Genomic DNA, 17,509 nt, shown 5'->3' on the forward strand with positions numbered 1-17,509 from the left:
AGGCGTGGGGTCAGTGGCGGGGACGGGCGGCGAGCCAGCGGTCCTCCGCCGCGTAGTCGAAGAAGGAGAAGCCGGCCGGATGGTGGGCCATACCGGGGAAGACCTCCTTCCAGTCCTTGTCGCGGGCGGCGGCCAGCATCCAGTCGACGGTCCCCGGCAGCGACTCGAGGTAGCCGGTCACCGGCTTGTAGCCGATCTCGCGCTCGGCCCGGGCGAGGCCGAGCACGAAGGGATGGGGCACGCCGTAGGGGTGGAAGCCGGCCATGCCCTCGGCGGGGCCGGGCATACCGACGATCTCGGAGGTGACACCGAGCACCTCGTCGACGGCGGCGGCGATCCGCGCGGCCGTCGGCACCTCGGGGTCACCGATGTTGAGGACCCGGCGGCCGGCGTTGTGGGCGGCGAGCCGCGCGGCCTCGGCGATGTTGGACACGTGCGCCGTGTGGAAGCGGGTCCGTCCACCGTGGGCGAGGAGCCGTACCGGCCGTCCGTCCAGGGCGCGCTTGGCGAACCACCACTCGCAGGGCTTGAGCCCACCGGGTCCGTGCGGTACGCCGACCCGTAGCAGCGTGACGGGCAGCGGGGCCCCGCCGTGGCCCGGTGCCCGCAGCGCCGCGATCTCCATGGCGCGCTTCTGCTGGAGGTAGCCCTCCGGCGCGGGGTCGATGACGGGCTGGGTCTCCTCGACGGGTTCGGGGAAGACGCCGAAGCCCTCCGGGCTCATCAGGGTGGCGAAGCCGCGCCCCCGTTCGTCGGTGTAGAGGGCTGAGGTGGAGATGACGACGGCGGAGCCCACCAGGCCGGCCAGCGAGCGGAGCTGGTCACCGTGGCGCTCGGTGTAGGCGATCACGTCGACCAGGGCGTCGGCCCCGGCCACGGCCGCCCGCAGCCGGGCGTCGTCGTCGCGGTCGGCCCGTACGGTCTCGACGCCCCACTCCGGGTTCCAGCGGGCGTCGCGGCCGGTGCGGCTGACGGCCCGCACCCGCCAGCCGTCCTCGGCGAGGGCGCGCACCACGGCGGGTCCTATCTGCCCGGTGGCGCCCAGCACGACCGCGGTCTTCTCCATGTCCATCCTCTTGGTCGGTGTCCGTGCGGCCAGCCTCGCGGCGGCTGCTGGAGGCGGGGTGGAGCAGTGGTCGACGCGGTGGCCGAGCGCGGACGCCGGTCAGTGGGGGTCGGCGACCACGCCCTGGAAGAGGTCGTCCTCGGGCAGGCGGGTGCGGACGTGCGAGGAGACCAGGTGGTAGTCCTCGGTGGGCCAGGCGGCGGCCTCCAGGTCCATCGGACAGGCGAGTTCGGGTCCGTCGGGGTTGACCTGGGTCTCGTGGGCGAGAAGGGCCGCGCGTCGGACGGGGAAGTACTCGGCGCACGCGACTCGCGTGGTCGTCTCCCAGGTGGGCCAGGAGTCGGGCCAGTCGTCGAGGAGCTCCCGGGCCGGGGAGTCGAGCCCGGCACCGGTCATCGCGGCGTCGATGGCCTCGAAGTACTCCTTGCTGAAGGCGCAGGTGTAGTACAGCTTGAGCGGCTGCCACGGGTCACCGGTGCCGGGGTAGCGCTCGGGGTCCCCCGCGGCCTCGAACGCCTCGACGGTGACCTGGTGCGTCTTGACGTGGTCCGGGTGCGGGTAGCCGCCGTTCTCGTCGTACGTGACCACGACGTGCGGCCTGAAGGAGCGCATGGCCTCCACCAGGGGGCGGGCGGCGGTGGTGAGCGGCTGGCGGGCGAAGCAGCCGTCGGGCAGCTCCTCGCCGTCCTTCGGCAGCCCGGAGTCGACGAAGCCGAGGAACCGCTGGTCGACGCCGAGGATCTCGCGGGCACGGGCCATCTCCCGGCGGCGGCGCTCGGGGAGTTCGGCCCACACCTCGGGCCGGTCGAGCCGGGGGTTGAGGACATCGCCGCGCTCCCCGCCGGTCATGGTGCACACGAGGATCCCGGCGCCCTCGCGGGCGTACTTGACGAGGGTCGCGGCGCCCTTGCTGGACTCGTCGTCGGGGTGGGCGTGGACGGTCATCAGCCGCAGGCCGGCGCGGGGCGGTCGGGCGGAGGTGGTCATGTGGTTCTCCCGTGGTGCGGTGTACGAGGAGGGGGGGGGCGGGTGCCGTGCGATGGTGCGGTCGGCCGGGGTCAGCCCTTGCCCGGGGCGTGCCGCGGGTACAGCGCGGCGGGGATGAGGGTGAGGGCGCTGAAGGCGAGGGCCCACCAGAAGGTCCGGGCGTAGGCCTCGCCCACTCCACCGGCCCCGCCGCCGGCCAGGGACGTCTGGAGGATGACGGCGAGCACGGCGGTGCCGAGGGAGCCGCCGACGCGGTTGAGGACGGTACGGGCGCTCGTGGCTGCGGGCACCTGGGCACGCTGGACGGAGGTGTAGGTGGCGGCGACGTTCGGCGGGGTGATCGCGCCGAGCCCCACGCCCCGGACGAACAGGGCGACGACGAGGACGGTGATGCCGGGAAGGGTGTCGTCCAGGACGAAGGGCACGGTGCCGGCGATGGTCAGCAGGATGCCCACGATCACCACGGCGCGGGGACCGTAGGCGTCGGTGACCTTGCCCGCGAGCGGGGTGATCACGGCTGTGCCGAGGGCCTGCGGGGCCAGCATCAAGGCGGCCTCGAAGGGACTCATGCCGCGCACGTCGACGAAGTAGAGCGGCAGCAGCAGCATCGAGCTGTACAGCGCGGCCCCGAGCAGGAAGGTGTTGATGCTCGCGAGGGTGAAGCCGCGCCCGGCGAACAGCCTGAGGTCGATGAGCGGGGTGCGGTCGGTGCGGAGTGCGTGCACCACGTATCCGGTGATCAGCAGGAATCCGCCGATCAGCAGTCCCGTCTGCAGGGGGTCGAGGCCACCGGCCCCGGCCTGGGAGAGGGCGTAGACGAGCGCCGCGAGTCCCGGTGGCAGCAGGGCCAGCCCCAGGCCGTCGGGGCGCAGTCCGGTCTGCCGTTCGCCGTCGTCGCCCGGGACGATGCGGGCGGCGAGGACCAGGGCGATCAGCCCGATGGGGATGTTGACGTAGAACAACCAGCGCCAGCCCGCGGCGTGCACGATCAGGCCGCCGACGACCGGTCCGAGGATCGGCGCGAGGGAGACCGGCGCGGTGATCACGCCGATCAGCCGGCCGATACGCCGGGGCCCCGCGATGCGGGCGACGATGGCCTGCCCGATGGGCTGCATCAGTCCGCCGCCGAGGCCCTGCGCGATGCGGAAGGCGATGAGGGTCTCCGGCGACCAGGCGAGGCCCGCCAGGGCGGAGGCGGCGACGAACACGGCTACCGAGGCGAGCCACATCCGCTTGCCTCCGAAGCGCTGGATGAGCCAGCCGGAGAGCGGCGCGACGAGGGCAACGGCCAGCAGGTACCCGGTGCTGACCCACTGGACGGCGCTGAGTGAGGCGTCCAGCCCGTCGGTGATGGAACCGACGCCGACGCTGACGATCGTGGTGTCGAGCTGGGCGAGGACGGCGCCGAGGATCAGCACCCCGCCGATCCGCAGCAGCTCGGGGTCGAGACGGTCCTCCGGTGCGGCTGTCTGCGCGGTGGGACGGGGAGCGATCGAGCGCTTCAAGGAGCCTCCAGACGGCTGGTGGGGGTGGACGGGAAGAAACTTAGGTCCGACCATGATTTATGTCAAACACAAAAATTGGCCGCACCTAAGGGGGCTTACCATGGGTCGTATGCAGGACGAAGCAGCGCGGTCGGCGGCGGGCACGGCCGGCACCGGTCTCAGGGAGCGCAAGAAGCAGGAGACCCGCCGGCGACTGGCGCATGTGGCGACGCTGCTCTTCATCGAGCGCGGCTTCGACCACGTGACCATCAGCGAGATCGCCCAGGCCACCGGCGTCTCCAAGATGACGGTGACCAACTACTTCCCGCTCAAGGAAGACCTCGTCTTCGACGCGCACGAGCTGGTCGTGGACAGCCTCGCGGAGGCGGTCCGCCGGCGCGGGGCCGGTGAGTCCGCGCACCACGCGCTGTACCGCGCCTACATCGAGGCCCTCGGCGGTGCCTACCCCGTGCTGACCGGGCACGCCTCCATCGGGTTCGCCCGGATGGTGCACGACAGCGCACGGCTGCGGGCCCGCGAGCGCGAGATCGAGGAGCAGCGCGAAGAGCGGCTCGCCGAGACCCTCGCCGCGGAGACCGGCGCCGCGCCCGGCGACCTCACCCCCCAGCTCGCGGCGGCCCAGCTCGCCGGCGCCCACCGAGTGCTGTTCCGCCTGGTCCGCTCCCTGATGCGCGAGGGCGTCCCGCACGCCGAGGCCGACCGCCGGGCCGCGCAAGCCGCCCGCGAGGCCTTCGGACAGCTGGAGCCGGCCCTGGGCGACTACGCGGTGCGCGAGCCCTGACGGAGGGCCGGGCCGCTGTCACCGCCGGGCGAAGCGGGTCAGCGCGCGGGTGGCCGCCATGGACAGCCAGCGGTGCAGCACGGCCGGCGCGGGGCCGTCCGGGGAGGACGTCGCGCTCACCGCGAGTGTCACCACCACACCGTCCGGCGTCTCGGCCGGCACCGCCCGCGCGGTGACCGAGTGCAGCCGTCCGTCCGGGCCCGCGACCCGCTTGAGGACCACGGCACCCCCCGGCACCAGGGCCTTCGCCCAGCCCTCGCCGTACGCCCCGGCCGCCTCTGCCAGGCGCTCGTGGACGGCCGCCACGCGCTCACCGGGGACCAGGGCGCGCGCCTTCACCTCGACCGTGCGGGCGGTCAGCGCCGCGTAGGACTCGGCGACGGCACGCAGTTGGCCGAGCTGGGCCCGGCCGCCGCGGTCGATGTCCGCGAGCGCGCCCTCGACCGCCGCGGCGTCGGTGCCCCCGGCGAAGGTGAGGGTGTGCTCCAGGCTCACCTCGGCCGTGCCGTCGGCCGTCTCGGTGAAGGACCACTCGCCGCGCATGCCGGTCAACGGCGGCCTGCCGCCCGCATGGCCGAAGACGATCCGGCGGGCCGCCGCGTCGACGGTGCGATGCGCCGTCCAGTTGCGCACGGTGCCGTCGGGGGTGACCACCCAGCGTTCGACGGTCTCACGGCCGTCGGCGCCGGCGGTCACCTCGGCGTGCAGATGGCTGTCGAAGAACAGCGGCGCGCGCTCCACCCGCGCCACCAGGTCGAAGCACAGCCCGGCGGGTGCCGCCACCACGGCACGGTGCACGACGGTCCGGTCCTCGGGGGCCAGGTCGCCGGTGGCCATGTCCCCGGTGGTGAGGGGCGCCGCGGGGTCCTGCTCGCTCACGGATGCCGACATGATGCGTTCCTCTCGCTCGACTGCCGGTCACGGCCAGCCTCGCCGGACCTCCTCAACGGCCGATCGAGGCCGCTTCGAGCGGAAGACCACAGCCTGGCCGAGCAGTTCCGCATCCGGAGCGAGAGGAAGAACGACATCCATGGCCGCTGTGGCACCACCCCCCGGTCCCCTCACCCGACAGACCATCCTGGAGACGCTGCTGGCCTTCAAACGGACCAGTGTGCTGCGCACCGCGATCGAACTGCGCCTGTTCGACGCCCTCGCGGACGGCCCGCGCGACGCGGCCCACGTCGCCGAGGCGATCGGCGCGCCGGCCCGCTCGGTGCGCGTGCTGCTCACCGCGCTGGCCTCCGCCGGCCTCGTCACCGAGCAGGGCGCCCCGGAACACGAGGAGTTCGGCCTGGTCGAGGGCGCCGAACGCTTCCTCGTCACCACCGCACCCGAGTACGCGGGCGACGCCGCGCTCGTCGCCGCCTCGCAGCTGGAGTGGGAGACGATGGGCTCCCTCACCGACACCATCCGGGCCGGCCGCACCCTGCTGGACCGGGACGCGGCCCACCCGGACTTCACCTACTGGCAGGACTTCGCCGCGCACGGCACCTTCGCCACCCGTCCGGTGGCCGCGGCGCTCGCCGACGTGCTCCGCGACTGGGCGGCCGGACGCGAGGACCTCCGGCTGCTGGACGTCGGCTGCGGACACGCCCTGTTCGGCCTCATGTTCGCGCAGGCGTTCCCGCAGACCCGGGTCGTCGGCCTGGACTGGGAGGGCGTCCTGCCGCGGGCCCGCGAGAACGCCGAGGCGATGGGGCTCGCGGACCGGACCACCCTGCTGTCCGGTGACGCCTTCACCGCCGACCTCGACGGCCCGTACGACCTGGTCGTCCTCGCCAACCTCCTGCCGCAGTACGACGAGCGGGACGGGGTGCGGCTGCTGCGCCGGATCGGCGGGGCGCTGGCCCCCGGCGGCAAGGTCGCCGTCGCCGGGTTCACCGTGGGCGATTTCGGACCGGCCCGGGAGTTCGGCGGGCGGATGCTGTCGCTGCTCCTGCTCGCCTGGACGCAGGGCGGGGAGGTCCCGGCCACCGAGGGCTACCTGCGGATGTTCCGGGCCGCCGGGTACGCCGAGCCCGAGATCCACGACGTCCCCGGGCTGCCGACCCGGGTGTTCGTCGCCGAGAAGCGCTGAAGGGGGGACGATCGTGCAGTACGCACCGCTGGGCGCGAGCGGCCTGATGGTCAGCCGGGTGTCGTTCGGAAACTCGCTGACGCACGGCAACCAGATCGACGACGAGGCCGCCCGGGCCTGTGTGCACGCCGCCCTCGATGCCGGGATCACGACGTTCGACACCGCCGACGTCTACGCGAACGGGCAGGCCGAGGAGGTGCTCGGCCGGATCCTCGCCGGCCGGCGCCGCTCCGATCTGGTGCTGTGCACCAAGGTCGGCCGCTCGCGGCGCCCCGGCCCCAACGAGGGCCGGCTCTCCCGCAAGCACATCCTGGAGTCGGCCGAGGCCTCACTGCGCCGCCTCGGCACCGACCACATCGACCTCTACCAGGCGCACCGCTGGGACGCGCAGACCCCGCTGGAGGAGACGATGTCGGCCTTCGCCGACCTCGTACACGGCGGAAAGGTCCTGTACGTCGGGGTCTCGGAGTGGACGGCCGCACAGATCCGGGCCGGGGCGGCGCTCGCCCGGGAGCTGCGCGTCCCGCTGGTCTCCAACCAGGCGCAGTACTCGATGCTGTGGCGCGTGATCGAGGAGGAGATCGTGCCGGTGTCCGCCGAGGCGGGCGTCGGCCAGATGGTGTGGTCGCCGCTGGCCGGGGGAGTGCTCACCGGCAAGTACCGGCCCGGCCTGGCAGCGCCCGACGGCAGCCGGGTGGCGTCCGCGCAGGGCGGCGCCCTGTCCGTCAAGCGCTGGAACTTCCTGGACGAGGCCGTGCTCACCGCGGTCGCCGCCCTGCAGCCGCTCGTCGAGGAAGCGGGGCTCACCCTGCCGCAGTTCGCCCTCGCCTGGGTGCTGCGCAATCCGGCCGTGTCGACGGCGGTCACCGGGGCGTCCTGCCCGGACCAGCTCACCGGCAATCTGCGGGCCCTGGACGTCCGGCTGGACGACGAGCTGGTGGCTCGCGCGGAGGAGGTCCTCGCCGGGGTGGCGGTCCGCGACCCCGACATGGCCGGGCGGGCACCGGGGTCCGGCTGACGCGCCGGGCCGCGCGAGGAGAAGTAAGGAGAGGAGAGGAAGAGCAGTGGACGAAGGAGGACAGCGATGGCCGAGGTGACCACCCAGGTCCTGATCGTGGGAGGGGGGATCGTGGGTCTGTCCGCCGCCGTGTTCCTGCGGGACCACGGCGTCGACGTCGTTCTCGTGGAACGGCACCGGGACACCTCGGTCCTGCCCAAGGGCCGCAACATCAACGCCCGCACCATGGAGGTGTACCGGGCGCACGGGGTCGAGGCGGACATCCGCTCGGCCCCGCAGTCCGTCTTCGAGGAGTTCGACGAACGGCTCCGCGCCGTCACCCTGGCCGGTGAGGAGATCCTGCGCGAGGTCCGCCCCGCGCCGGAGACCCTCGACGGACTCAGCCCCAGCGAGCCCGCGCTCGTCGACCAGAGCACCGTCGAGCCGATCCTGCGCGAGCACGCCCAGCGGCGCGGGGCGGACGTGCGGTTCTTCACCGAGCTCCTCTCGTACGAGGACCACGGCGACGGCGTCAGGGCCGTCGTCGCCGATCGTGCCACGGGCGAACGGACCACCGTCCGGGCCGGGTTCCTCGTCGCCGCCGACGGTCACCGCTCCCCGGTCCGGGAGGGCCTCGGCATCGGCCGGAACATCGTCGAGAAGGCCACACCCGTGGTCAGCGTCGTGTTCGAGGCCGACCTGACGGAGCCGCTGCGCGGCCGCCGGGTCGCCCTGTGCTACCTCGACGAACCCGAGCGCGGCACGCTCCTGACCCCGCTGGACACGCTGGAGCGGTGGCTGCTGATCGTGCCCTACCACCCCGAACGCGGCGAGACGCCCGACGACTTCGGCGAGGAGCGCTGTCTCGCCCTGTTCCGTGCGGCCGTCGGCGTCCCGGACCTGCCGGCCCGGCCGCTTCCGGCGATCCCCGGCAGCAGCCGCCTGGCCCACCCCTGGGAGCTCACCGCCTGGGTCGCCGACCGGTACCGCGCGGGGCGGGTCCTGCTCGTCGGCGACGCGGTGCACGTCGTGCCGCCCACCGGTGGGCTCGGCGCCAACACCGGTGTCCAGGACGCGCACAACCTGGCGTGGAAGCTCGCCGCGGTGCTCCGCGGGTGGGCCGGGGAGGCGCTGCTGGACACGTACGAGAGCGAGCGCCGGCCGGTCGGGCAGCTCGCCGCCGGGTTCGCCACGCAGCGGCAGAGCGCCCGCACGGCGGGCCGCAGCGATGAGCAGGGCCCCCTCGACATCCTGGCGGTCATCATGGGTTACCGCTACGGCACGGGTGCCCTCGTCGCCGAGGCCGCCGACGGCCCGCAGGCCCTGCACCCCAAGGAGCTGTCGGGCGAGCCCGGCACCCGCGTCCCCCACCTGCGGCTGTCCGACGGGGAGCGGGAGCTGTCGACCGTCGACCTCTTCCGCGACCGCCCGGTCCTGCTGACCGGCCCGGCCGGCGGGGGCTGGGCCGGCGCCGCCGAGGACACGCCGGTCCGCGTGGTCCGGATCGGCGCCGACTTCACCGACGAGGACTCGGCCTGGCCGGCCGCACTGGGCGTGCCCGCCGACGGCGCGGTCCTCGTCCGCCCGGACGGCTTCGTCGCCTGGCGCTCCCGGGAGGGCGACGTGCCCTCGGCGGGGCTGCTGCGCTCGGTGCTCGACCAGGTGCTGAAACGCTGAACCCGCGCCACGCACAAGGGCCCGGACCGGAACACCGGTCCGGGCCCTTGTACGTGGCCCTGTCGTCGCGGTCCTTTCGCCGCGGTTCCCCCGTCGCATCCCGGTCGCCGCCGGCCGTGAAACGACCCGGGCGCCGGTCCCCGCGTGATGCGGGGGCCGGCGCCCGGGAGTGAAACGGCGCGGCTCAGGACGCACGGGCCGGAGCGGGGCCCGGCAGGGAGTCGACCAGCGCCCGGTAGCGGGGCTCCCACTCGGTGAGGAACCTCCGGCGCACCGGCTCCGGCATGCGGCCCAGCATGACCTCGCGCTGCGCCTCACCGGCGTGCGCGACGACCATCGGCATCTCCGTGGCGACGCTCTCGGGGGAGTGGTCCCGGGCGAGCGCCGCGCCGAGCTCGGCGAAGGCCCGCGCGCTGACCGTGGTCTCCAGGGCAGGCACCAGGGTGCGCTCCTCCAGGAGCAGGTGCTCCTCGAGGACCGCGTCGAACACGGCGATGGTCTGCCGCAGGTCCGCCACCCGGGCCGCCCAGGCGGCCTTCCCGGTGGTGGCGAGGGCGGAGAGAGCGGCGTCGATGCTTTCCAGATGGCCGTCGAGCGTGGCGTGCTGGGCCTCGATCTCCTCGACCGCGGCGGCCAGTCCCGGCGCCGCCGCCAGGGCCACCGGCCAGACGAGCCGGTCCTCGACCTCGTGGTGACGGTTGAGGATGGTGGTGAACAGCCCCCACCAGTGGGTGAGCCGGAGCACGGCGTCCGTGTCGCCGGGCGCGGTGGCGGCCAGCCGCTCGGACAGCTCCGGAACGGCGCGGCGGATCAGCTCATGGGTGAGCATGAAGCCGGTCATGTCGTTCTTGACGGCGGGCACGACGGCCCCCTTCCTCGATCGGGCGGGTCAGTGGACGGTGATGTCGAAGAGCGCGAAGGAGCCGCGCACCGCGAGCCGGTAGTCCTTGAAGCGAGCGGCGATCTCCGACTCCAGATCCTCCAGCGAGTCGTCGAGGTTGCTCATCGGCCCGTCACCCTTGTTGAGGTTCTCCAGGGCCTTCGGCGCGAGCCGGCCGTGCCGGACGCCCTTGGCGAGCACGGTCGAGCCGAAGATCCGGCCGCCCGTCGCCACGTACGGGAGCACGTGGTCGAAGACGGTGGCCTTGTGGGCCATGTCGCCGGGCAGGCAGTGCAGCAGCATGTTGAGCGCCACGGAGTCGAAGCGGGTCTCCTCGCCGAGGTCGAGCGGGGCGAGTACGTCACGCTTGAAGAGCCGCGGCCTCAGGTGCGCGACGCGGCCTCCGGCCTTCCGCAGCACGCCCTCGTTGAGGTCGACCAGGGCGAGTTCGGGGGTGAGCGTCGGGAAGGCCGTCCGCTCCAGGAACCAGCCGGTGCCCGGTCCGAGGTCCATGTGGCGGGCGCCGACCGAGCGGTTGTACTGGCGCAGCATCTCGTCACGCGGGCAGCCCCACACCACCGGGCAGACGAACCCCAGCACCCAGGTGTCGTAGGTCGACAGGATGCGGCTGGTGTACGGCGCGGCGCCGGCGAGCACTTCCTCGCGGGCGGGGACGGTGAGTTCGGTGGTCATGATCGTGCCTTTCGGTTTGTCTCGGGTCACCGGCCGCCGGCCACGGTGACGACCTGGCCGGTGGTGTTGCCGTTGGCCGCCGAGCCGAGGTGGAGTACGGCGGCTGCGATGTCCTCGGGGGTGCTGAGCCGGCCGGTGGGCGTCTGCCGGATCTCCCGGTCGCGGATCTCCGGCGGGAGTCCGCCCAGTACCCGTTCGGTGGCGGTCAGTCCGGGGCAGACGACGTTGACGAGGACGCCGTCCGGGCCGACGTCCCAGGCCAGGTTCCGGGCGAAGCCGTGCAGCGCGGACTTGGCCGCGCCGTAGAACTCCTGGCCGCGGTGGCCGTCGAGCGCGACGTGCGAGGAGATGAGCACGATCCGGCCCCAGCGACGGGAGCGCATGCCGGGCACGGCGAGCTGCACGGTACGCAGTGTCGGCGCCAGGTTGTCGTCGAGGAAGGAGCGCCAGTCGTCGGCGGCCACGTCCTCGAAGTGCAGTCCGGCCGCCCGGCGGGGCGCCCAGCGCACGGCGTTGGCCACGAGGACGTCGATGCCGCCCCAGCGCCGGGTCACCTCCTCGACGGCCGACTCCACGGTCTGCGGTGCACCCAGCGAGTAGTGGACGGCCATCGCGAGGCCCCGGTCGGCGCCCAGTTCGCGGGCGAGCCGCTCGCCGGCGTCCCGGTCGCTCCGGTAGGTGAGCGCCACCCGCGCGCCCTCGGCGGCGTAGGCCCGGGCGATCGCGGCGCCGATGCCGGAGGACGCACCCGTGACGAGCACGGTGCGCCCTTTCAGTCCCATGTCCATGACGTCGGTCCCTTGTCGGTGCGGGTCAGCCGGCGACGGCCCGCGCGTGGGTGAGGTGGACGGGCGCCAGCGCCCGGTCCAGGGCCTCGTGGGTGAGGCGCCGGCCGCGGGCCGCGACGTAGCCGTCCGGGCGCACCAGCAGCCAGCCGCCGCTCCGCAGCCCCAGGGCGTCGCGGAGCACGCCCCGCGGGTCGGCGAGGGGGCCGGTGCCCTCGGTGCCGGTGTCGCCGATCGTGCGTACGGACAGCCACTCGGCGGCCCGCGGCGTGGCGTCGTCAGGCGTGCCGGCGGCGAGCGCCAGCGTCCAGCGGGTGTCGCGCAGTTCGTCCGCCCAGGCGCGGCAGCCGGGGTCGGTCGGGTCGGCGCCGGCACCCGTGGAGGCCCGGGTGCCGGGCCGCGGGCCACCCGGGGACGCGGCGTCCGCGGCCGTGGTGAGCGGCGAGTCGGGGTAGTCGAGCATCAGACCGGAGATGCCGCCCAGGACCTGGCGCTGCACCTTCCTGCGCAGTGCGGTGACGTTGCGGATGACGCCGAACACGACGGGGAGGGCGATCCCGGCGAAGGCGTTCTTCAACTGCACGAGGAAGGTGGCCTTCTTGGTGGAGCCGAGCAGTTTGCGACCGATCGGGACGCGCTCCGCGCTGTAGGTGTCGAGCAGTTCCCGCCCGGCGTGCCCTTGTTCGACCATGGCCAGCTTCCAGGCCAGGTTGTAGGCCTCCTGGATGCCGGTGTTCATGCCCTGACCGGAGGCGGGACTGTGGACGTGGGCGGCGTCACCGGCGACGAAGACGCGGCCTTCGCCCATGCGCGGCACCATCCGCTGCTGGAACGTGAAGATCGATGTCCAGGTCGGGTCGTGGACGTCGACCGGGCGGCCGAGCCCGGGGCCGAGCTTGGCGGCGAAGCGGGACGCGATCTCCGCGGGCGGGGTGTCGGGCGAGGCCGTGGTGGTGTCCAGCAGGCGCCAGCGGCCGCCACGCCGGAAGGGCACCATCATCAGCGCCTGCGCGCCGGTGTGGATCCAGTAGATGCTGTCGCGCGGCAGGTCGACGTCGACGGGCGAGTCGGCGAGCATCCACGTTTCGCTGGACTCGCCGATGAGCGGCAGCCCGAGCCTCTTGCGCACCGTGCTGTGCCCGCCGTCGCAGCCGACGAGCCAGGAGACCTCGGTGGTGGAGGCGGTGCCGTCGGCGTGGGACAACGAGACGCGCACCCGGTCGCCGTCCTGCTCGAAACCGGTGAGCCGGAGGCCCCACTCGACGGTGACGCCGAGCCGGGCGACCGCGTCGCGCAGCACCGCCTCGGTGTCGACCTGCTCCACGATCGCCGTGAACGGGTAGCGGGTGGGCATGGTGGAGTAGTCGGCGCCGAGCCGGACGAGCCGGCGGCCGCCGCTGAACATGGTGAAGGCCCGTATCTGCTGGGCGTGTTCGAGGATGGCGTCGATCACGCCCATCTGGTCGTACGTCTCCAGGGTCCGCGGGTGGGTGGCCACCGCGCGGCTGGTGGCGGCGGGGCCGGGCGCGGCGTCGATCAGCCGCACCCGCAGGCCCCGCCGGGCCAGTTCGTGTGCCGTGGTGAGGCCGACCGGGCCGGCCCCCGCCACGAGCACCTGGGCGCCTCGGTCAGACACCGTCGCCCCCGCCGTTCCCGCCTTCGGCGACCTCCTCGTACAGCCCCGGCTCCACGGTGGCCAGCGAGCCCAGGCCCTTGACGCGGGCCTGGAAGCCCTCGCTGCGCACGGCGCGCTGGTGGGCGGCGGCGTCGTCCCACTCGGCCAGCTCGATGAAGACGTTGGGCTTGCCGACCTGGCGCAGCATGCTGGAGCTGCGGTAGCCGGGCTGGGCGGACATGTACTCGGTCAGCGACTCCTTGATCCTGAAGAACTCCTCGACGTCGCCGTTGATGGTCAGCTTGTTGACGAAGGTCACCACGGTGGTCTCCCTGGGGTGGGTACTCGGATGGGGTGGGTCAGGCGGTGGCGGGCGCGCGCAGCCGCTCACGGAGCACGCGCCGTTCGACCTTGCCGCTGGGGGATCGCGGCACGCTCGTGAGCGCCTCGATACGGCGGATCCGCTGGTGGTCGGCGAGGTGGGCGTTGACCCGGTCCGCGATGGCGGCGAGGTCCACCGGCCCGTCACCGGCCGGGACGACGCCCGCCCAGACGACGGCGCCGCTGAACTCGTCGGGATGGTCCACGACGACGCAGTCGGCGACGTCCGGGTCCTTGGCGAGGAGCCGCTCGATCTCGGTCGGCGACACCAGTTCGTTGTCGACCTTGAAGACGTCCTTGATGCGGTCGACGAGGAACAGCCGCCCGTCCTCGTCCTCGTAGCCGACGTCGCCGGTGTGGAACCAGCCGTCGGCGTCGATGTCGGGGGCGTCCGGCAGGTTGAGGTAGCCGGCCATCAGCTGCGGCCCGCGCAGCAGGACCTCGCCCTTGTGGCCGGCGCCGAGGGCGGCTCCGGTCTCCAGGTCGACGATCCGGCATGCGGTGCCGGGCACCGCCATGCCGACGGAGCCGGGCCTGGCGTCGTCGGCCCGGTCGTTGTGGCTCAGCGGGGAGAGCTCGGCGAGCCCGTACCCCTGGATGACCGGAACGCCGAGCCGCTCGCGCAGCGCCGTGGCGACCGCCGGGGCGAGCGCGGAGCCGCCCGAGGCGACCAGCCGCAGCCGGGGCCCGGCCGTGAGCGAGCCGAAGCGCTCATCGGCCGCGAGCCGGGCCAGGCGCACGGGCAGCCCGAAGTAGTGGGTGGCCGCGGCGCGTTCCGCCGCCGCGAACGACGCCACGGGGTCGGGATCCTGGCACAGCACCTGCGTACCGCCCGCGTGCACCGTCGCGTTGAGGTGCATGAGGTGGTACAGGGGCAGGTGGTTGAGGCACACGGCCTCTCCGTCGAGACCAAGGGCGTACGCCACCTGCGCGGCGTTGGTCACCAGGTTGCGGTGGGTGAGCATGACGCCCTTGGGCGGGCCGGTGGTACCGCTGGTGAACTGGACGCAGACGACCTCGTCCAGATCGCGCTCCGCCGGATCGGGCGGACGCACCGCCGCAGCGGACGCGTCCGCCTCCGGCCGCCCCGCTTCGAGCAGGTCGGCCAGCGGGCGGGCGCCCCCGGGCAGCCGCTCCACCCGGTCCGCGTCGATGACGTACACCTCGCGCAGCTCCGGGAGCCGCTCCCGGACCGAGGCGAGCCGCCCGGCCGTCTCGGTGGAGACGAGGGCGATCTCGATGCCCGCCGTGCGGAAGACGTGCTCCAGAGCTGCCTCGCGCACCAGCGGGTTGATCATGACGATGCGGTTGCCGCTGCGGCTGGTGCCGTAGAAGGCGGCGGCGAACACCGGATCGAGCACACTCGCCACGCCGATCGCCGCGCCCCGCGCCCCGGCCGCACGCAGCAGGGCGTGCGCGAACTCATCGGCGTACGCGTCGAGTTCGGCGTAGGTGAGCGTGCCGCGCTCGTCGCGCACCGCCGGGTGGTGCGGGCGGTCACGGGCGGCCCGGCGCAGCAGCCCGTCCAGCGGCACCGCCGGGACGGCCAGGGCCTCAGACACCGGCGCGCTCCTCCGCGTACGCCTTGGCGAGGCGCAGGTTGCTCATGCTGTTGGCGCTGAGGACGCGGCGCAGGTAGTTGCGGGCGTCCTGGACGGTCGTGCCCTCACCGAGGATGTGCAGCGCGGACGGCTTGATGGTGGCGGTGTGCCGGGCCTCGGCGATGACGCCCTCCTGGGTCTGGGTGAACTTCCAGTGGCCGGTGTGGCCGTCGAGCAGCACGGGCAGCTTCGTCTGCTTGTAGACGATGATCTTCGGCTCGACGGCGACGCGCACCGAGCGGGTGGTGTGCGACGAGCCGTCGGGCGTGGAGGTCTCCATGTCGAAGAACTGCACGTGCGGGGCGGGCTCTTCGAGGTCGAGCTTGGCGATGTGGGGGATCCGCTCCTCCCACTTGTCGGCCTCCCACAGGTAGTCGTACACGTCCTTGATGTCGCCCGCGATGAACAGCGGGTCCTCGAAGGAGATGATCAGCCGCTCCAGTTCCTCGCGGTTCTCGGCGGCGTGGGCGAGGGTGCGCAGGTACTCCTGGTTGCCCTGGTGCAGCCGGGCGGAGAGCTCCGCGGCGCGGGCGTCCTCACCGTCGGCGACGGTGAACTCGTGGCAGAGCCGGACCAGGGTCTTGCCGTCCTGCTCGGTGAACGTCCACTCGCCCGCGAGCGAGGCGAAGGGCGCCTCGGCCGGCTCGTGCACGAAGGAGATCCGGCTGCCGTCCGCCGCCTGGGTACGGCGCACCTTCCAGGTGCGCACGGAGTGCTCGTCGGCGACCTCCCAGTGCTGGATCAGCTGCTCGTCACCGGTGTCCTCCAGGATCTCGGCGTGCACGGCGGAGGTGTGCAGCTGCGTCCAGCCGATGACATCGGTGACCAGTCCGCGCACCACCTCCGCGGGGGCGGCCACCAGCGCCTCGTCCTGGGCGAAGTACTTCTCGATGTTCGTCACGGTTGTGTCCTCCGGGGTTCTTCGGCGCATCCCCCTCTGGGGTGCGCGGCCCACACTCCCGGCTCGTTCTCGAGGCGCCTTGGAGCCCGGCTGGACAGCCGGGGGTGGTGTCCCGGCGGTCTCCTGCCGGACTCGAACGCGGCTCGATCGTCGGGGCGCACGCTGGCCCGGCGAACACGCACCCCCAGGAAACGGAGAAGCCGTGACAGCACAGATCGAGACCCAGTCGCCGACCGCCGCCGAGTTCGGCACCCTGTACGCGCAGGTCCAGCAGTTCTACGCACACCACATGCGCCTGCTGGACGAGGGGAGGGCCGAGGAGTGGGCGGCCACCTTCACCGAGGACGCCTCCTTCTCGGTGCCGACCCTGCCGGAGCCGGTGCGCGGCCGCGCCGGGCTGGTGGCGGCCGTACGGCGCAGCGCGGCGGCGCTCGCCGAGGCGGGCGAGCAGCACCGGCACTGGCCGGGCGTCTTCGACGTCGTCCCGCGCGAGGACGGCTCGCTGGTCGTGCACTCGTACACCACCGTCTTCGCGTCGCCGCGCGGCGGTGAGTCCCGGGTGCACCGGGTGTGCACCTGCACCGATGTACTGGTCAGCGAAGGCGGCACGCTGCTGGTGCGCGAGCGCGTGGTGTCCCGGGACGACCTGCGCTGACCATGGGCCGAAGGTCCCGGGCCCTGGGGCCTCATGCTCTCCGACCCCTCGCCGGCGGGCCCGGCGGGGGGTCCAGCACGGCTCCAGGGGTCCTCCGGGAGGCGTCCCTAGCGTCCGGGGCATGACGAACTCCGAACAGCTCAAGGACAAGGTCGCACTGGTCACCGGCGCCAGCCGGGAGATCGGCGGCGCCATCGCACGCGAACTCGCCGCCCGGGGCGCGGCCGTCGCGGTCAACTACCACCGGTCGGCCGACGGGGCCGCGAAGGTCGTCACCGCCATCGAGGAGGCGGGCGGCCGGGCGGTCGCCGTCGGCGGGGACGTCACCGACGCCGAGCAGACCGCCGCGGTCGTGGCCGAGACCGAACGGCAGCTCGGCCCGGTCGACATCCTGGTCCTCAACACGACCGGCTTCTCCACGCACCTGCGCGGCCCGTTCCTCGCCCTGGAGGTCGACGCACTGGTCGACAACATGGCCGCCCAGGCCCGGGCGGTACTGCGCCCGGTCGCCGCCGTCGCGCCCGGCATGGCCGAGCGGGGCTCGGGCGCGATCGTGTTCATCTCGGACAGCTTCGCCCGCACCCAGCTGGTCGGCACCATCGGCCACGGCCTGACCAAGGCCCCGATGGAGTCCGCCATGAAGCACCTGGCCCTCGAACTGGGCCCCAAGGGGGTACGCGTCAACACCGTCATCCCCGGCGCGACCCGCAGCCCCAACCTGGCCGAGTCGGCCAAGGGCCAGCACGACGGCAAGCTGGAGCCGGTCATCCAGGCCACGCCGCTGCGCCGGATCGGCGAGCCGCAGGACGTCGCCAACGCCGTCGCGTTGCTCGCCGGCGACGAGACCTCGCATGTGACCGGTGCCTTCCTCCCGGTCAGCGGCGGCTTCCTGCTGCTGTGAGCGCCGG

At 73.5% G+C, this 17,509-nt stretch carries 17 protein-coding genes; 6 read left to right on the forward strand and 11 right to left on the reverse strand.

Going from position 1 to position 17,509, the window contains the following annotated elements:
• Positions 1–10 precede the first annotated feature (10 nt).
• The 3 genes from ACZ42X_RS32130 to ACZ42X_RS32140 form a co-directional block, all read right to left on the reverse strand.
• Complete coding sequence (locus tag ACZ42X_RS32130; RefSeq protein ID WP_468297592.1) at positions 11–1,066, reverse strand: NAD-dependent epimerase/dehydratase family protein; 1,056 nt, start codon at positions 1,064–1,066, stop codon at positions 11–13.
• Positions 1,067–1,165: 99 nt separating this feature from the next.
• Entirely contained in the window at positions 1,166–2,053 is an 888-nt protein-coding gene (gene mca, locus ACZ42X_RS32135; RefSeq protein WP_468297595.1) for a mycothiol conjugate amidase Mca, read from the reverse strand.
• A gap of 71 nt (positions 2,054–2,124) precedes the next feature.
• Complete coding sequence (locus ACZ42X_RS32140; protein ID WP_468297598.1) at positions 2,125–3,558, reverse strand: MDR family MFS transporter; 1,434 nt, start codon at positions 3,556–3,558, stop codon at positions 2,125–2,127.
• A 109-nt stretch (positions 3,559–3,667) separates the two neighbouring features.
• Between ACZ42X_RS32140 and ACZ42X_RS32145 the strand changes: the two genes are divergently transcribed.
• Positions 3,668–4,339, forward strand: a complete 672-nt coding sequence (locus tag ACZ42X_RS32145; protein ID WP_468297601.1) for a TetR/AcrR family transcriptional regulator — start codon at positions 3,668–3,670, stop codon at positions 4,337–4,339.
• An 18-nt stretch (positions 4,340–4,357) separates the two neighbouring features.
• Here ACZ42X_RS32145 and ACZ42X_RS32150 read toward each other — a convergent pair whose 3' ends face one another.
• Entirely contained in the window at positions 4,358–5,230 is an 873-nt protein-coding gene (locus ACZ42X_RS32150) for an aromatase/cyclase (RefSeq protein ID WP_468297604.1), read from the reverse strand.
• 139 nt (positions 5,231–5,369) lie between these two features.
• On the opposite strand from ACZ42X_RS32150, the gene ACZ42X_RS32155 reads away from it, so the two are divergent.
• From ACZ42X_RS32155 to ACZ42X_RS32165, 3 genes are all read left to right on the forward strand, one after another.
• Positions 5,370–6,416: a class I SAM-dependent methyltransferase gene (locus ACZ42X_RS32155; protein ID WP_468297607.1), complete on the forward strand. Its 1,047-nt coding sequence runs from the start codon at positions 5,370–5,372 to the stop codon at positions 6,414–6,416.
• A 13-nt stretch (positions 6,417–6,429) separates the two neighbouring features.
• Positions 6,430–7,434: an aldo/keto reductase family protein gene (locus ACZ42X_RS32160; RefSeq protein ID WP_468297610.1), complete on the forward strand. Its 1,005-nt coding sequence runs from the start codon at positions 6,430–6,432 to the stop codon at positions 7,432–7,434.
• A gap of 66 nt (positions 7,435–7,500) precedes the next feature.
• Complete coding sequence (locus ACZ42X_RS32165; protein ID WP_468297612.1) at positions 7,501–9,090, forward strand: FAD-dependent oxidoreductase; 1,590 nt, start codon at positions 7,501–7,503, stop codon at positions 9,088–9,090.
• Positions 9,091–9,274: 184 nt separating this feature from the next.
• Here the strand turns inward: ACZ42X_RS32165 and ACZ42X_RS32170 are convergent, their stop codons facing one another.
• Genes ACZ42X_RS32170 through ACZ42X_RS32200 form a run of 7 tightly spaced genes read right to left on the reverse strand, consistent with a single transcriptional unit; the run spans position 9,275 to position 15,946 of the window.
• On the reverse strand, positions 9,275–9,952 hold the full coding sequence (locus ACZ42X_RS32170) for a hemerythrin domain-containing protein (protein WP_468297615.1): 678 nt from the start codon (positions 9,950–9,952) through the stop codon (positions 9,275–9,277).
• A 27-nt stretch (positions 9,953–9,979) separates the two neighbouring features.
• Positions 9,980–10,663: a methyltransferase domain-containing protein gene (locus ACZ42X_RS32175; RefSeq protein ID WP_468297618.1), complete on the reverse strand. Its 684-nt coding sequence runs from the start codon at positions 10,661–10,663 to the stop codon at positions 9,980–9,982.
• Positions 10,664–10,689: 26 nt separating this feature from the next.
• Entirely contained in the window at positions 10,690–11,451 is a 762-nt protein-coding gene (locus ACZ42X_RS32180) for an SDR family NAD(P)-dependent oxidoreductase (RefSeq protein ID WP_468297621.1), read from the reverse strand.
• Between the two features lie 25 nt (positions 11,452–11,476).
• Positions 11,477–13,084, reverse strand: a complete 1,608-nt coding sequence (locus tag ACZ42X_RS32185; protein WP_468297624.1) for an FAD-dependent oxidoreductase — start codon at positions 13,082–13,084, stop codon at positions 11,477–11,479.
• A complete protein-coding gene (locus ACZ42X_RS32190) occupies positions 13,077–13,385 on the reverse strand; it encodes an antibiotic biosynthesis monooxygenase family protein (RefSeq protein ID WP_468297627.1) in 309 nt (102 codons plus the stop codon). The genes ACZ42X_RS32185 and ACZ42X_RS32190 overlap by 8 nt, the downstream gene beginning before the upstream one ends.
• A gap of 37 nt (positions 13,386–13,422) precedes the next feature.
• Positions 13,423–15,006: a class I adenylate-forming enzyme family protein gene (locus ACZ42X_RS32195; protein ID WP_468297630.1), complete on the reverse strand. Its 1,584-nt coding sequence runs from the start codon at positions 15,004–15,006 to the stop codon at positions 13,423–13,425.
• On the reverse strand, positions 14,999–15,946 hold the full coding sequence (locus tag ACZ42X_RS32200) for an aromatase/cyclase (protein ID WP_468297633.1): 948 nt from the start codon (positions 15,944–15,946) through the stop codon (positions 14,999–15,001). Before ACZ42X_RS32200 ends, ACZ42X_RS32195 begins: the two co-directional genes overlap by 8 nt.
• 202 nt (positions 15,947–16,148) lie before the next feature.
• Between ACZ42X_RS32200 and ACZ42X_RS32205 the strand changes: the two genes are divergently transcribed.
• Together ACZ42X_RS32205 and ACZ42X_RS32210 are read left to right on the forward strand one after the other, a co-directional pair.
• Entirely contained in the window at positions 16,149–16,601 is a 453-nt protein-coding gene (locus ACZ42X_RS32205) for a nuclear transport factor 2 family protein (RefSeq protein WP_468297636.1), read from the forward strand.
• Between the two features lie 121 nt (positions 16,602–16,722).
• Positions 16,723–17,502: an SDR family NAD(P)-dependent oxidoreductase gene (locus ACZ42X_RS32210; RefSeq protein ID WP_468297639.1), complete on the forward strand. Its 780-nt coding sequence runs from the start codon at positions 16,723–16,725 to the stop codon at positions 17,500–17,502.
• Positions 17,503–17,509: the final 7 nt, after the last annotated feature.

The sequence above is a fragment of the Streptomyces sp. NPDC030862 genome (assembly GCF_055571835.1).

What these genes read in the sequence shown, in the direction of transcription:
- ACZ42X_RS32150 (WP_468297604.1), bottom strand. Translation starts at nt 5,230, where the DNA reads ATGTCGGCATCCGTGAGCGAGCAGGACCCCGCGGCGCCCCTCACCACC.
- mca (WP_468297595.1), bottom strand. Translation starts at nt 2,053, where the DNA reads ATGACCACCTCCGCCCGACCGCCCCGCGCCGGCCTGCGGCTGATGACC.
- ACZ42X_RS32130 (WP_468297592.1), bottom strand. Translation starts at nt 1,066, where the DNA reads ATGGAGAAGACCGCGGTCGTGCTGGGCGCCACCGGGCAGATAGGACCC.
- ACZ42X_RS32210 (WP_468297639.1), top strand. Translation starts at nt 16,723, where the DNA reads ATGACGAACTCCGAACAGCTCAAGGACAAGGTCGCACTGGTCACCGGC.
- ACZ42X_RS32175 (WP_468297618.1), bottom strand. Translation starts at nt 10,663, where the DNA reads ATGACCACCGAACTCACCGTCCCCGCCCGCGAGGAAGTGCTCGCCGGC.
- ACZ42X_RS32145 (WP_468297601.1), top strand. Translation starts at nt 3,668, where the DNA reads ATGCAGGACGAAGCAGCGCGGTCGGCGGCGGGCACGGCCGGCACCGGT.
- ACZ42X_RS32180 (WP_468297621.1), bottom strand. Translation starts at nt 11,451, where the DNA reads ATGGACATGGGACTGAAAGGGCGCACCGTGCTCGTCACGGGTGCGTCC.
- ACZ42X_RS32155 (WP_468297607.1), top strand. Translation starts at nt 5,370, where the DNA reads ATGGCCGCTGTGGCACCACCCCCCGGTCCCCTCACCCGACAGACCATC.
- ACZ42X_RS32165 (WP_468297612.1), top strand. Translation starts at nt 7,501, where the DNA reads ATGGCCGAGGTGACCACCCAGGTCCTGATCGTGGGAGGGGGGATCGTG.